The sequence below is a fragment of the Alistipes sp. CAG:29 genome (assembly GCF_000435435.1).
GTDB classification, from domain to species: domain Bacteria; phylum Bacteroidota; class Bacteroidia; order Bacteroidales; family Rikenellaceae; genus Alistipes; species Alistipes onderdonkii.
Window position 1 is genome coordinate 1 of record NZ_FR893423.1, and the last position, 14249, is coordinate 14249.

Annotated in this window: 16 protein-coding genes; 9 read left to right on the forward strand and 7 right to left on the reverse strand. The window is 56.6% G+C overall.

Annotated features, from left to right (window positions below; all coding sequences use genetic code 11):
• Positions 1-72 precede the first annotated feature (72 nt).
• The gene (locus QVP03_RS03165; protein ID WP_141405568.1) at positions 73-1047 is read left to right on the forward strand and encodes a hypothetical protein; all 975 of its coding nucleotides are present in this window, start codon (positions 73-75) and stop codon (positions 1045-1047) included.
• Between the two features lie 289 nt (positions 1048-1336).
• Here the strand turns inward: QVP03_RS03165 and QVP03_RS03170 are convergent, their stop codons facing one another.
• Positions 1337-2410 carry a TIGR04133 family radical SAM/SPASM protein gene (locus tag QVP03_RS03170; RefSeq protein WP_022332166.1) on the reverse strand — a complete coding sequence of 358 codons (1074 nt, stop codon included), beginning with the start codon at positions 2408-2410 and terminating at the stop codon, positions 1337-1339.
• 3 nt (positions 2411-2413) lie between these two features.
• A complete protein-coding gene (locus tag QVP03_RS03175; protein WP_022332167.1) occupies positions 2414-2740 on the reverse strand; it encodes a hypothetical protein in 327 nt (108 codons plus the stop codon).
• 290 nt (positions 2741-3030) lie between these two features.
• Between QVP03_RS03175 and QVP03_RS03180 the strand changes: the two genes are divergently transcribed.
• Positions 3031-3837 (forward strand): toxin-antitoxin system YwqK family antitoxin, encoded by an 807-nt coding sequence (locus QVP03_RS03180; protein ID WP_022332168.1) that lies wholly within the window; start codon positions 3031-3033, stop codon positions 3835-3837.
• A 237-nt stretch (positions 3838-4074) separates the two neighbouring features.
• Positions 4075-4275 carry a cold-shock protein gene (locus QVP03_RS03185; protein WP_018697260.1) on the forward strand — a complete coding sequence of 67 codons (201 nt, stop codon included), beginning with the start codon at positions 4075-4077 and terminating at the stop codon, positions 4273-4275.
• Positions 4276-4422: 147 nt separating this feature from the next.
• Here the strand turns inward: QVP03_RS03185 and QVP03_RS03190 are convergent, their stop codons facing one another.
• Positions 4423-4995 carry a DUF4251 domain-containing protein gene (locus QVP03_RS03190; RefSeq protein WP_022332170.1) on the reverse strand — a complete coding sequence of 191 codons (573 nt, stop codon included), beginning with the start codon at positions 4993-4995 and terminating at the stop codon, positions 4423-4425.
• 184 nt (positions 4996-5179) lie between these two features.
• On the opposite strand from QVP03_RS03190, the gene QVP03_RS03195 reads away from it, so the two are divergent.
• Positions 5180-6415: a 6-phosphofructokinase gene (locus QVP03_RS03195; RefSeq protein WP_022332171.1), complete on the forward strand. Its 1236-nt coding sequence runs from the start codon at positions 5180-5182 to the stop codon at positions 6413-6415.
• Positions 6416-6540: 125 nt separating this feature from the next.
• On the opposite strand, the gene QVP03_RS03200 is transcribed toward QVP03_RS03195, so the two are convergent.
• Together QVP03_RS03200 and QVP03_RS03205 are read right to left on the reverse strand one after the other, a co-directional pair.
• The gene (locus tag QVP03_RS03200; protein WP_022332172.1) at positions 6541-7728 is read right to left on the reverse strand and encodes a DUF418 domain-containing protein; all 1188 of its coding nucleotides are present in this window, start codon (positions 7726-7728) and stop codon (positions 6541-6543) included.
• 49 nt (positions 7729-7777) lie between these two features.
• Positions 7778-8284 carry an SLOG family protein gene (locus QVP03_RS03205; protein WP_022332173.1) on the reverse strand — a complete coding sequence of 169 codons (507 nt, stop codon included), beginning with the start codon at positions 8282-8284 and terminating at the stop codon, positions 7778-7780.
• Positions 8285-8354: 70 nt separating this feature from the next.
• Here QVP03_RS03205 and QVP03_RS03210 point away from each other — a divergent pair, with 70 nt between their 5' ends.
• Both QVP03_RS03210 and QVP03_RS03215 read left to right on the forward strand, forming a co-directional pair.
• Positions 8355-8564 (forward strand): YtxH domain-containing protein, encoded by a 210-nt coding sequence (locus QVP03_RS03210; RefSeq protein ID WP_022332174.1) that lies wholly within the window; start codon positions 8355-8357, stop codon positions 8562-8564.
• 27 nt (positions 8565-8591) lie between these two features.
• Entirely contained in the window at positions 8592-8924 is a 333-nt protein-coding gene (locus QVP03_RS03215; RefSeq protein WP_055202971.1) for a phage holin family protein, read from the forward strand.
• Between the two features lie 52 nt (positions 8925-8976).
• On the opposite strand, the gene QVP03_RS03220 is transcribed toward QVP03_RS03215, so the two are convergent.
• The gene (locus tag QVP03_RS03220; protein WP_018697267.1) at positions 8977-9531 is read right to left on the reverse strand and encodes an NADH peroxidase; all 555 of its coding nucleotides are present in this window, start codon (positions 9529-9531) and stop codon (positions 8977-8979) included.
• A 216-nt stretch (positions 9532-9747) separates the two neighbouring features.
• On the reverse strand, positions 9748-10674 hold the full coding sequence (locus QVP03_RS03225; protein ID WP_022332176.1) for a DUF5106 domain-containing protein: 927 nt from the start codon (positions 10672-10674) through the stop codon (positions 9748-9750).
• Between the two features lie 140 nt (positions 10675-10814).
• On the opposite strand from QVP03_RS03225, the gene gadC reads away from it, so the two are divergent.
• The 3 genes from gadC to QVP03_RS03240 all read left to right on the forward strand — a co-directional run bounded on the left by gadC (position 10815) and on the right by QVP03_RS03240 (position 14159).
• Positions 10815-12362 carry a putative glutamine/gamma-aminobutyrate antiporter GadC gene (gadC, locus tag QVP03_RS03230; protein ID WP_022332177.1) on the forward strand — a complete coding sequence of 516 codons (1548 nt, stop codon included), beginning with the start codon at positions 10815-10817 and terminating at the stop codon, positions 12360-12362.
• A gap of 20 nt (positions 12363-12382) precedes the next feature.
• Complete coding sequence (glsA, locus tag QVP03_RS03235; RefSeq protein WP_018697271.1) at positions 12383-13366, forward strand: glutaminase A; 984 nt, start codon at positions 12383-12385, stop codon at positions 13364-13366.
• Between the two features lie 541 nt (positions 13367-13907).
• Complete coding sequence (locus QVP03_RS03240) at positions 13908-14159, forward strand: helix-turn-helix domain-containing protein (protein ID WP_022332178.1); 252 nt, start codon at positions 13908-13910, stop codon at positions 14157-14159.
• The last annotated feature ends 90 nt before the right edge of the window (positions 14160-14249 follow it).

The window sequence follows — 14249 nt, forward strand, 5'->3', positions numbered from 1 at the left end:
AATCAGTCCAAACTTTGGGGTGCACATCATTCGATATCCTCTTTTTTCGTATTGACCCTAACCTATCCCACGATGAAACTACTCCACATCTGTTTTTGCGTGCTGATCGGCACCGCGCTATCCGGTTGTGAAATACCGATGACCGCCCAAGACCGGATCGCCGTGACACGAATTTGCGAGGTGCTGGAGCTGAAAGCCCAGGTTGCCGCAGCCGTCTGGCCGGGATTCGACGATCCGCAATTCGAAGTGCCGCTGGTCTACTTCACCGACTCGCTTTGCTATGCCGTAAATCCCGAAGCGCGGTTTCTGGCGCAATATCCGGCAACGCTGCGTTACAGGGACGGTGAGTTGAAAATCTATACGACGCCCACGATCGACTCGCTCGAATTCCACATGCAGGGAACGATTTCCTTAGACCCGGCCGATGCCGGTTCGGCATACGACTACCGTTCGGCATACCTGCTGTGCAGTTCGCCCGAGATTACGGCCCGCTGCATACCCGGCACGGAAGAGGTAGCCATATGGCGGACGATGGTGCTGCATGAATATTTCCACGGATTCCAATTCCGGCATCCGGCGTATCTCGCGCAATTCGAAGCTTCGGGAGCGGGCCTCATCCCTTCGTCGGAGCTGGTAGGACACTATCAAAGATACGGCTGGTACAAAGAATCCGTAGACCGGGAAAACGCCTTCCTGCTGGATGCACTCGGGCAAACCGATGCAGAGATTATCCGCAGGGACATCGACGGGTTTAGGAAACTGCGCGCGGAGCGCCATGCAAGAATGCGGCGCGAACTGGCCCCGGAAGCAGTCGGAGCGGAACGGGTTTACGAAACGATGGAGGGCACGGCGCGTTACATCGAGTTCCATGCCTGTCCGGGCGGCTACGACCTTGACGCGAACGACTGGCTCTACCGGACGGACATATCCCAGTATATGTATGCCACAGGGTTCAATATCGTCCGGCTGCTCGACAAGCTGGGGGTCGATTACAAGACGAGGCTGTTTGACGAGGGGCTCGCATTGGACGGGCTTCTGCCCGAATAAACGGACACGGGCACAGGTGCCCCGGCAATGCCGCGGGTAAAAGCCGCCGAGGAAAGAACATCCGAGGATGAGCAGTCGAGATCGGAACAGCTAAGATCGGAGCCGACAAGGGAAGAACTGCCGAGCCCCGAGGAAGAGCCGACAAGGGAAGGGCATCCGAGGATGAGCAGTCGAGATCGGAACAACTGAGATCGGAACCGCCGAGGTAAGAGCCGACAAGGAAAGGGACAACCGAGAAAAAAAACAGCCGCCGACGGACGGCGGCCCCTTTTTCAGGAAGGGATATGCGTCAAAGCCGGTGATAGTGGCAATAGAGCAACCCGCCGTCGTCGCCGTGCAGGTGCATACCGCCGCCGAGGCAATAGCGGAACATCTTGCAGGAGGCGCATTCGCCGCACCGCGCCCACTCGCGGTTGCGGAAGGGTTCGAAGCGGTTTTGCCACACGTCCCAGAATTTGTCGCGGTAGATATTGCCCTGGTTGAAATTGGCACGGATCGACGTGCAGCCCGAAATGGCGCCGTCGACGCGGATCGAGGCGACGGAAACGCCCGCGGCGCACTGGTAGAAATGGTCGCGCACCTCGGTTTCATACCCGCCGAGGAAGCCTTCGCAGGCATAGCTGACGTCGATGCGCCCCTCACGGCGGGTCTGCCGGATAAATTCGAGCATCGTGCGGAACTGTTCGTCGGTCATGCGCAGCGTCGGATCGTCCTTGGCGCGTCCCATGGGGAAGATCGAGAAGAGCCGCCAGTGCTTCACACCCTCGGCGACGAGCATTTCGCAAAATTCGCCGAGCCTGGGCACCATCGCCCCCGAGACGCAGGTCACCACGTCGTAGGCGAGCGACGGCTCGCGGACGATCATGCGCAGGGCACCGAGCGCCCGTTCGTAACTGCGGGGGTTGCAGCGGATATAGTTGTGCTCGCGTTCGAAGCCGTCGAGGCTCACCGAGACCGTACGCAGCCCCGCATCGAGCAGGCTGCGGAAGCGGGATTCGGTCAGCCCCAGCCCGTTGGTCACCATGCCCCACGCATAGCCGCGGCGGGTGACCTCCGCTCCGGCGCGTTCGAGGTCGGGACGCACCAGCACCTCGCCGCCCGAAAAGATGACGAGCACCTGCGCAGGGTCGACATGGGGCGTGACCTCCTCATCGAGCACCTTCAGGAAATCTTCGAGCGGCATGTCCCGCACACCGGGATCCACGCGGCAATCGCTGCCGCAGTGGCGGCACGAGAGGTTGCAGCGCAACGTACATTCCCAGAAGAGCGTATCGAGCCTGTGCTCGGCGACGGCCGAGGAGTAAAGGTCGGAAAAAATATTGAGGGCCAGACGCTTGCGCAGCCCCAGGCGGCGACGGGACATGGGTTACTTCCCCCCTTCGGGAGCCTTCTTGCCCTTCGTGTCCATATAGGGCGTGTCGTCGGCGGGTTTCTCGGCTACGGGGTCGAGCTGCTCGTCTTCGGCAGGGCCGACCGCCGACTCCTTGAGCGGCACGCCGATCGTTTTCTGTCCGGGAGGGCGAACCCCGTACATCACCATCACGCGCGGGGGCGCAACCGAATCCCTGACTTCGGGCGCTCCGGCTTCCTGTCGCTGTTCGCCCTCGCCCTTGGCGGGCGCATTCCTGACCGTGGAACAGGCTGCCGAGAATCCCAGCAGTGTCGCAAGTGCGAGTTTCAGTTTTTTGTTCATATTGCGTCGACGTTAAAAACAATCTTCAGGACAAAGATACGAAATAAAATAATAGCGCATGCCATTGATATCATTATTTATTTGCACTTGCCTGAAGTTGACTGCCAACAAAAAAAGCCATTGAAAGAATACTCTCTCGGATAGAAGTCTTTCTGTGTATCCTATTGTAAGTAATTTGTTAATAGCACATTATCGGGCAGGGATAATAATTGGAAAACAAAATGATCGTTTTGGACAACTGATTATTTATGGATAACCGCTATTATTGCAAAATAAAAACAAATTTAAACATGGTAAAGTTAGCGATTTCACTCCTTTTCGTAGGATTGACACTTACAGGTATGGCGCAGGAAAAAGTCTATCAGGTAGATGAATTATCCGTCATCAATTATGGCGACGGACGGTTACTCTTTCGCCAGTATGACAAAGACAACACTCCGTTGAACGGTTCGCACCGCATTATCGACGGATACAGGTCGGAATATATCCTCGCCGAATTCAAAGACGGAATGTATAATGGCGACTATAAGTATTTTAAAAACAACAGGCTCAAAGAAGAGGGAACATATAAAGAAGGCTGCAAAGACGGAGTTTACAAGGAGTATTATTCGGATGGCGTAGCATTAAAAAAAGAGGCTCCGTTCAAAGAGGGTAAATTGAACGGCATCGTAAAAACCTATTACACCAACGGCAAACTTGAAACGGAGAAAGGGTATGCCATGAGCATAGAGGACGGAGTTGAACGTGATTACGATTATGAAAGCGGGGAAATTACCACGAACCGAAATTACAAGAACGGCGTTTTGCACGGAAGCCAAATTGCGCATTACGGCAGCAATATCGGTGATTTTATTCAGCGCGTCACCTACGAGAACGGAAAAATGACAGGTTCGTTTTCCGAAATCTTCACCGATGGTACAATCAAAAAAACCGGTAAATACAATAAGGACGGCGAAAAGGACGGCGAATGGTTGGAGCGTGACGACTTTCCCAATGATAAGGGTAAGTTCTCAGGCAAGCGTACCTTATACAAAGACGGCGAAATTATAAAGGAGGAGATCATTAAGGATTTTGTAAAGTTCCAGCAAAAAAAGTAATAAGGGAACGCATCCCCGCATCCATATCTGGGTTTCCCCATCGTCGTCCGACGACAAAACAATTCGATTTTTCACCTGCTTTGGCTGCCGATGGCAACGGTTACAAATGATAAGATGACTTTTAAACAAAAAAGATAAAAATTTTCTGCCAAAGATGAAAAAACATGCCAAAAAGTTTTGAAAGCCAATGTTTTTTATTTTACTTTGCCGAGTACAAACTTTTTAATTTACATTTTTATGACAGGCAAGGTTAAATGGTTCGATAGCAAAAAAGGCTACGGATTCATTACGGGAGAGAACGGCAAGGAAATCTTCGTTCATTTCTCGGGTATCGTGACGGACGGTTTCAAGTCGCTCAACGAAGGGCAGGCAGTCGAATTCGAAGTCGGCAGCGGTGCCAAAGGCGAGCAGGCTGTGAACGTAACCGTGGTTGAATAACCCGGCGTCCTCCAAATTCAGGGAATAAGAGCTGTATTTACTCAATATATCCAAGCACTGAATTTTATGTAATTTACGGTGTCCGGAGTTCCGGACACCGTTTTTCTTTGCGGAGCGCAGACCATGCGGCGGGCGGCCGCAGCCCCATCACTCCCCTGCCGGATGGATATGCCCGGTGAAATTGAGGAAATGGCTGCGCCTGTTGAGATCTTTATTGATCCGGACAAAGCACTTGTTCGAACCCTTATACAGCGTCACGATCACCTCCCGGTCCTGCGCGGTTTGGGGGCCTACGATCAAGAGCCGGTACTGCAGGTCGCCGTTGCGCTTGCGTTTGAGCAACGTCATTTCGGCAGCATCGTCCTCGATGTTCAGGGTGCGCCACGTACTGCGGGGAAAGAGGCTGGGTGACAGCCGGATGACGGCATGCGTCCCCTGCATGGAAATGTAACTGTCCGGAGATTGTTTCACCGGGATTTTATCGCCCGGCAGGTAAAATTCATCCCCTTTGATCACGAACATGCGGGCATCGAGCGCCCGGAGCGCCTGCTCGTGCAGGGCGGCCGAGGCGGCGTCCCCGTCAACGGATCGGGGTTCGGGGGCAGAGGCGGATTTGGTTGCCGCACAGCCGGCCAGCACCAATGCCAGCGCCAGGGTGGCGGAATATAAAAAATTCGATACGGTTCTCACGGCGAAACAATCGCAAAGAAGCTTTTTCACGGCAACATTTTTTAGTGAGACATGTTTATTATAAAGTCTACGCTTTATTTTATTCACAATATAATAAATAAAATTGCATCCTGCAAGAGGGCGGGCATTTTTTTGCCCGTTTGAAAAATAAATCGTAATTTTGGGCGGCAATTTAGGTTAATTCAGGTTCAAACATAAAAACCCAATCACAATCATGAAAGAAGCAATCGCAATTCTGACTGGCGGCGGCCCCGCACCCGGTATGAACACCGTGGTAGGCAGCGTCGCAAAGACTTTCCTCCGCAAAGGTTACCGCGTAATCGGCCTGCACGAGGGCTACACGGGGCTCTTCAACCCGTCGCCCCGCATGGTGGACATCGACTACCCCATGGCCGACGGCATCTTCAACCAGGGAGGTTCGTTCCTGCAGATGAGCCGTTTCAAACCCAAGGATTCGGATTTCGAAAACAACTTCAACCTCAAGTTCTTCACCGACAACAACGTCAAGCTGCTCGTGACGGTCGGCGGCGACGACACGGCATCGACCGCGAACCGCATCGCCAAGTTCCTGGAGGCCAAGAAATACCCCATCGCAAACATCCACGTGCCCAAGACCATCGACAACGACCTGCCGCTGCCCAAAGGCACGCCCACGTTCGGTTACGAGTCGGCCAAGGACAAGGGTGCCGTCATCGCACGCGCCGTCTACGTGGACGCCCGCACGAGCGGCAACTGGTTCGTACTGGCTGCCATGGGCCGCAGCGCCGGCCACCTGGCATTCGGCATCGGCGAGGCCTGCCACTACCCGATAATCGTCATCCCCGAGATGTTCGACAAGACGGAAATCACGGTCGAAAAGATCGTGAACCTCGTCATCTCGTCGATCATCAAGCGTAAGATCATGGGCATGGACTACGGCGCCGCCGTCATCTCGGAAGGCGTATTCCACGCACTGAGCGACGAGGAGATCCGCAAGAGCGGCATCCATTTCACCTATGACGAGCACGGGCACCCCGAGCTGGGCAAGGTGTCGAAAGCGCACATCTTCAACGAGATGATCGAGAAAAAGCTCAAGGAGATCGGTCTCAAGGTCAAGAGCCGCCCCGTGGAGCTGGGTTACGAGATCCGTTGCCAGACCCCGATCGCATACGACCTGACGTACTGCTCGGAACTGGGTATCGGCGTACACAAACTCTTTGCCGAGGGCAAGACCGGATGCATGGTCTACGTGGATTCGGAAGGCAACGTCAACCCGCTCTACCTGAAAGACCTGCAAGATCCGACGACGGGCAAGATACCGCCCCGTCTGGTGGACATCAAGTCGGACAAGTTCTCGTCGGTGGTGGACAACATCATCAACGCCATCACGCCTGCGGACTACGAGGCTGCGAAGCAGTATGTCGCAAACCCCGAGGAGTACGACTTCCACAAGATCCTCAACTGGAAATAATCCCGCGCAGGGACATTTTGAAAATCCCCGGAGGCGGAAAGTCTCCGGGGATTTTGCTTTGCAGCGGGAAGCAGCGGGAGGCGGCAGCGGGAGCGGAAACGGAAACGGAAACGGAAACCGGCAGGCTATTTATCGGTTCCGATCCAAGTCCACTTATGCCAGATATACTCCAACGGCCCTTGTTTGTATCTTCCCAGCCACCATTTGCAGAACCGCACCTGCAGCAGGAACACCAGAATCCCGACCAACAGGCTGGCCGTGTATCCGCACCGAGGGGCAAGATAAAGGCCGAACGGGAAATAGACGAAGGCCCCGATAACGGACTGGGATATATAATTGGTAAGGCTCATCCTGCCGTAGAAGCGCAGGCCGGCAACGGCGGCACTGAACTTCCTGCGCTGGTAAAGCAGGATGAACGAAGCGACCAAGACCAGCGTAAAAGCCAGCTTCTGCCACATGTCGAGCGCCGTTCCGGCTGTCTGCCCGACGACTGCACCGTTGTCCGTGACAAGCTCCCTGAGCGTATACAAAGGGGCAAAGGCAATGGCGGAGACGATCAGCGTTTTCACCCAGAAGCGGAGATTCTTTTCGGTGGCGGCGAACAACTGTTTCCTGCCGATATAGAAACCCAGCAGGAACAACCCGGCGGTCTGGACGAAACGCCCGGCGTTTACCGCCCACAACAGACTGGCCTTCTGCCCCAAGGTGACATTGCCCAGGATGAAATCCCCAAAATTCCCGGCTTTCGTGTATTCGGCCACTCGGGCATACATTTCACCGACCCCCAGGTCGGGCAACCGGTGGGCCGGATTCAGCAGGGCGGCTATGCAGTGGTACCATTCGACAGGCTGCAACAGGAAAACGACGGCGGCGGCGAGGATAGCCCCGTCGCCCCAGTTGCGCGTAAAAAACAGGACGAGTCCCGCAACGACGAACAGCAGCAGGACATCCCCGGCCGGGAAAAAAGCCGCGTTCAGGGTTGCGAACCCGGCCAGCAGCACCAGCCGCCACAGGAAACGATAGCCGAAGTCCCCGCCCCGCCGCTTCAGGTTGTCGCTTTGAATGTAGAACGTGAATCCGAACAGGAGGGCGAAAATCGCGTAGGCCTTTCCGGCAAACAGGGTAAAGACGACGTTGAAGACCCCCTGATCCAATGCATTCAGCCAGCCCGGGGAATCGGCAGGATAGACCGGGAAGATAAAATGTTCCAGGTTGTGAACCAGGAGAATAGCCATAACGGCAAAACCCCGTAAAGCATCCACGGCCTCTATGCGCGGGTGCTTGCCGATGAGTTGTTCCGATGAATTATTCATATATTATTTACAATTTGTCCGAGCCTTTTGTGCCGCGGGAGGAGCCGTGTCAGAAAAGCGTCGGTTCGGTCAGCGCGACTCCGGCACGCTGCGGGTGGAGGTTCACGAATTCCAGGCCCCGGCGCAGGGCGCGGGAAACCGTATGGCGCGTGCCGCCGGGCGAACCGTCGTACCAGGCGACGAGCAGCGAGGCATGGTCGACGAGGTAGTTGTTGCGCACGGCATAACACCCCGCACGGTAGACCGGAGACAGGACGACGGCATCGTCAGCCGAAGCCATCGCAGCGCGGTAGCGGGCGCGGTCGGCATGGGAGAAGCGCGCCTCCTGCCCGCCAAAGGGCACTACGGCGACGAGCCGCAGCCCGGGGAGGGAACCGCGCAGTTCGAGCACCGCCTCGGCGGCGGCCAGGTCGAAGCCTACGGCCATGCCGCAGAGGAACGTCCTGAAACCATGGGCATGAAGCCCGCGGATGGCGGCGGCAAGCGCGGCGGCGGCCTCGCCGCAATAGGTACGGTGGCCGGTGAAGGCCACGGTTGTGCAGGGATCGGGGATCATGCTCCCAAAGGTAACAATTTGGCGCGGACTTTGCAACTCGAAGGGCTGAATCAAATAAACACCAACAGCTATGAAAAACACAGGAATCGTCATCGCATCGCTCGTGGGCGGCATGATTATCGGATCGGCCCTCACGATGCTCTTCACGCCCCAGTCGGGTGCGGAACTCCGCAAACAAATCAAAGACCTGATCGGCGACGAAGTCGACAAGGTACGCGAAAAAGTGGACGAAGTGCGCGGCAAGGTCGAGGAGGCACGCTGCAAATGCGAGGAAAAGTAAACATCGCCTGAATGACGTCTCATGGGGATGGATAACAGAAAAACTTCGGGCGGCTCCTTCGTCGCGGCGCTGGTCTTCTTCGTGATGACGGCCTCGATCGCCATCTTCCTGCTGCTTACGGCACTGGTCGTATGGCTGTCGGAGGTGACGGGCTCCTTCATCCTTTCGTCGCTCATCGTCGGGGGATTCTTCGCCGTGCTCGCAGCAGTGATCTACCTGCTCGCCATACGCGAGGGCGTGGAGCGCATCCGCGACCAGGTCGAAACGGTCTACGACGTGGCACGTGCCGCAAAGGAGGGGTACGAGTGGCTCACAGACAAGTTTTTACTGTTTATGAAGCTGCGCGAAATGCGCAAATGAAAAGGGCGGCACACTGGTGCCGCCCTTTTCGCATATAGTGCAATACCTAATACTATTTGCCGAAATAACGCTTGTAGAGGCCTTCGAAACCTTTGCCGTGGCGGGCTTCGTCCTTGGCCATTTCATGTACGGTGTCGTGCACGGCATCGAGGTTCTGCTCCTTGGCCATGCGGGCCAGACGCATTTTGTCCTCGCAGGCGCCGCTCTCGGCGTTCATGCGCTTGTAGAGGTTGGTCTTGGTGTCCCAGACCACCTCGCCGATCAGTTCGGCGAACTTCGAGGCGTGCTCGGCCTCTTCCCATGCGTAACGCTTGTATGCCTCGGCGATCTCGGGATACCCTTCGCGGTCGGCCTGGCGGCTCATCGCAAGGTACATGCCCACCTCGGTGCACTCGCCCATAAAGTGGTTCTGGAGACCTTCCCAAAGCTCCTTGCTGGCGCCCTTGCCGTCACCGATGACATGCTCGGTCACAAATTCGAGGTTGCCCTCCTGCTCCACGACCTCGACGAATTTCTCCTTGCCAACTTTACACATCGGGCACTGGTCGGGTGCCTCGGGGCCTTCGTGAATGTAACCGCATACGGTACAACGCCATTTCTTTGCCATAATCGTAATAATGTTTGAGTGTTAGTTTTTCTGTTTGTGCAGTGCAAAGGTAACGATTAGGCACAAAATCCGGATAAAATCCCGATTGTCTTTTTTTATAGGGCGATAAGCAACGCTTATAGCCGATGTCATGTGCACGCGCGCAGAGGCGGGGAGGGCGGAGAAGAACGGTATGAAGAGCCGGCGGAGAAAGCGGGCCGCCGGGAACGGGACGCCCTACCCTCTCCGGTCGATAACCTCCTCGATATAGGGCACGTCGGTGGAATCCTTCACCAGCACGCGCTTGTCGCTGTCCAGCAGGTAGAGCGACGGAATGGCCGTCAGGTCGTAGGTGCCGTTTTCGCGGACGAGGCAGCCGGCATCGTAGGCGTTGATCCAGCTCGCGGGGATATGGTCGCGGTAGTTCCGCCACTCGGTGAGGTCTTCGTCGGGATAAAGCGCCAGTATTTTGAGGCGGCCGCGCTCGATCATTTCCGAAAGCATGGGCGAGCCGGCGATCTGCTCGCGCAACTGCTTGCACATCGCACAGCCGGGGTTGTTGATGAACAGCAGCGTATATTCGGCCTTCACGCCGTAGAGCGTGCCCGTGGCGCCCGAAGCGAGCGTGTAGCGGAAATCGTTGGCACGCTGCCCGAGGCGGTTCTGCGAGGCCATAGCGAGGTCGTAGGCCGGCCCGATGCGTTCGTATTCGTCGTAATAGGGACTCGCCAGCACGGCCTGCATCACGGGGATGAAGAATTCGTCGTTGCGCAGCGGGGAATTGGGGTCGTGGATCACCTGTTGGGCGAGCATCGTGAAGTAGTCGAGCATCGGGCGCGAGGCGGAGGCGCGGCGCATGAGCGAATCCATCGGCGCGGCGTCGGCCGGACGGTCGGAGATCAGGGCCACCCACCGGGCATAGGCCTCGACCATCTGCACGGTATCGGCCTCGCGGACGAACAGGGTATCGGCGAAATCGAAGCGATCCCAATAGTGCCAGCGCAGGTAGTCGCGCTGCTTCTGGGGCGAGAGGCGCGCCGGCGCGATCGCCGGGAGGAACACACGGGGCTGCGACACGCAGGCCGTCTGCTGCGGCCGAGAACGGCGTCCGCCGCAGGAAGCGGCGAAGATGGACAGGGCCAGGATTAGCGCGATACGGTACATAGGCGTAAAGTTTATGTGCAAATATAGTTTTTTTCGGCAATACGGCCGCTATCGCCCGGGCAAAAAGAGCCTGTACGGCAGATTTGCACGGTAGTTGCAACCTCAATGAGCGTTAAAACCAATTTCAATCAAACCGAATTATGGATGTAAAGAAAACTACCACAAGCACAGGGTTCAAACTGAGTGTCATGACACTCGCGATTATGAACGTGACTGCCGTAGTAAGTCTGCGCGGCCTCCCCGCCGAGGCCGTCTACGGACTTTCATCGGCATTCTACTATCTGTTTGCCGCCATCGTCTTCCTCATCCCGACGGCCATGGTCGCCGCGGAGCTGGCCGCGATGTTCTCCACCAAACAGGGCGGTGTATTCCGCTGGGTCGGCGAGGCGTACGGCGCCCGCACGGGGTTCCTGGCCATCTGGCTGCAATGGATCGAGTCGACGATCTGGTACCCCACCGTACTGACGTTCGGTGCCGTGTCGATCGCCTTCATCGGCATGAACGACGTGCACGACGCGGCGCTGGCCTCGAACAAGGTCTTCACGCTCTGCATGGTGCTGGCAATCTACTGGATCGCCACCTTCATCGCACTCAAGGGCCTGGGATGGGTCGGCAAGATCAGCAAATGGGGCGGTATGATCGGTACGATCATTCCCGCAGGCCTGCTGATCCTGCTGGGCATCATCTACATTTCGACCGGCGGACACAACCACATGGACATGTCGCAGGGTTTCTTCCCCGACCTGTCGAAATTCGACAACCTGGTGCTGGCCAGCAGTATCTTCCTGTTCTATGCGGGTATGGAGATGATGGGTATACACGTCATGGACGTGAAGAACCCGTCGCGGAACTACCCCAAGGCCATCATCATCGGTTCGCTCGTAACGGTCTGCATCTTCGTGCTGGGTACTTTCTCGCTGGGCTTCATCATCCCGGCCAAGGACATCAGCCTCACGCAGTCGCTGCTGGTGGGCTTCGACAACTATTTCCACTACCTGCATATGTCGTGGGCGGGCCCGATCATCGCCATCGCCCTGATGTTCGGCGTGCTGGCCGGCGTGCTGACCTGGGTGGCCGGCCCTTCGAAGGGTATCTTCGCCGTGGGTAAGGCGGGTTACCTGCCCCCGTTCTTCCAGAAGACCAACAAGAACGGCGTACAGAAGAATATCCTGCTCATCCAGGGCTGCGTCGTGACGCTGCTGGCGCTGCTGTTCGTCGTGATGCCCTCGGTGCAGTCGTTCTACCAGATACTTTCGCAGCTGACCGTACTGCTGTACCTGATCATGTACATGCTGATGTTCTCGGCGGCGATCGTGCTGCGCTACAAGATGAAGAACACCGACCGCCCGTTCCGCCTGGGCAAGGGCAACGGCCTGATGTGGTTCCTGGGCTGTCTGGGTTTCTGCGGAGCCCTGCTGGCCTTCGTCCTGAGCTTCGTACCGCCCAGCCAGATCTCGACCGGCAGCAACACCGTTTGGTTCTCGGTGCTCATCATCGGTTGCGTGGTAGTCGTGGGCGCCCCGTTCGTGATCTACGCCATGCGCAAACCGTCGTGGAAAGACCCCGAGGCCGCGGCCGACTTCGCCCCGTTCCACTGGGAGCAGCAGCCCGTCGTAGCGGCTCCGGTACATACCAACGCTCCCGAACCGATGGCGAAACCTTCGGATACGGAACTTCACAACAAATAAATCGGTAAATACATCAGACAATGATCCAGAAAATCGACAACGCAACGGTTCGCGAGGCCGTACAGCAGGCCTACGAGCGCTGCAAGAACGAAACGGGCGGCAAGAACGCCGACTATATCCCCTACCTGGCCAACGTACCGTCGACCCTCTTCGGCATCGCGGCCTGCCTGCCCGACGGGGAGGTGATCGCCGTGGGCGACACCGATTACAAATTCGGCATCGAATCGGTATCGAAAGTCCCGACGGCCATCCTGGCGATGAACCAGTACAGCGCACAGGAGGTGCTGACGAAGATCGGCGCCGATGCGACGGGGCTGCCTTTCAATTCGATCATGGCGATCCTGCTCGAAAACGACCATCCCTCGACGCCGCTGGTGAATGCCGGGGCGATCAGCGCCTGCTCGATGGTGCAGCCCGTAGGCGACAGCGACGGCAAATGGAAGGCGATCACGGGCTTCATCGAAGGGCTCGCAGGCTCGCAGGTCGAGGTGATCGACGAGTTGTACAAGTCGGAGACGGCGACCAACTTCAACAACAAGTCGATCGCATGGCTGCTGAAGAATTACAACCGCATCTACGACGACCCGGACATGGCGCTGGACATCTACACGCGCCAGTGTTCGATCGGCGTGACGGCCAAGCAGCTCGCCACGATGGCGGCGACGATCGCCAACGGAGGCAAGAACCCCGTGACCAAACAACAGGTCTTCAAGCCCGAGCTGTCGCCCAAAATCGCCTCGATGATGGCGACCGTGGGTTTCTACGAGCACACGGGCGACTGGCTCTTCACGACGGGGCTCCCGGCCAAGACGGGCGTGGGCGGCGGCATCATGGGCGTCGTCCCGGGCGTGATGGGTGTAGCGGCCTTCGCCCCGCCGCTCGACGAGGCCGGCAACTCGGTCAAGGCACAGAAGGCGCTGGCCTACATCGCCGGGCACCTCAACCTCAATATTTTCGGCACCACGCGCTGCGTGATGGCCGAGAAGGAAGCTGCGCAGGCGTAGGCCTGCAACGGCAACTGGGCAAAAGGCCTGCGCATGACGTGCGCAGGCCTTTTCCATTGCGGGATGCACCGGGAGGCAAAAACAGGGGGGGGGCGAAAAAAACGGGTACGGCCGGACGAACAATAGTGACGCTGTTCAGGGGAGAAGAATTCATCGCCCGAACCGTACCCGGAGGCGGCATACGGCCTGCGGCCTGCGAAAAAAAGCAAGGGCGCAGGTGCAAACTCCCCCACTGGTCTCGCGAACCGTTTCTGGAAGTTGCCCTTACGCCCAAGCCGTCCCGGCACGAGGCCGGGACATAGCAAAGGTTTCAGACAATATTTACACCACGCATAAACCTGTCATAGCAACAGTCGGAAGTTTGTTAACGGCGTAAAGGTTGTCTTAACCTTATGGTATGTCGTTACGGCGATGCCGTATTGTTCTGCAAAGTTAGCATAATTTCTGTATTCTGAATTTTACTGGTACAAATATAAGTAAATTACTTAATACTTAAACATGTTTAAGTGCAAAAAATCGACTTATTCCATTTTTTTGTAAAATGGAACGGAAAAAACAACGCCGCGACGAAGAATTGCTTCAAAAAATCATTCTGCGGGTGAAGGAACTAAGGCACATGCACAACCACCAATCGCAGGAGCAGTTGGCCGAAGCGACCGAGCTGGGAATTGCACAACTCGAATCCGGCAAGAATTTCCCGAATCTGACGACTATTTCGATTATTTGCAAGTTTTACAATATTACCCTCGACGAATTTTTCGCCCCGCTCCATTACCCGCCGAAAGAAAAATAAACCCCTCGGGGGCTTCGGCGGCGGCTATCGCCGGGGCAAACCCGATAAGCGGCAAACAAATAACCGGCAAACAGATAACCGAAAAACAGA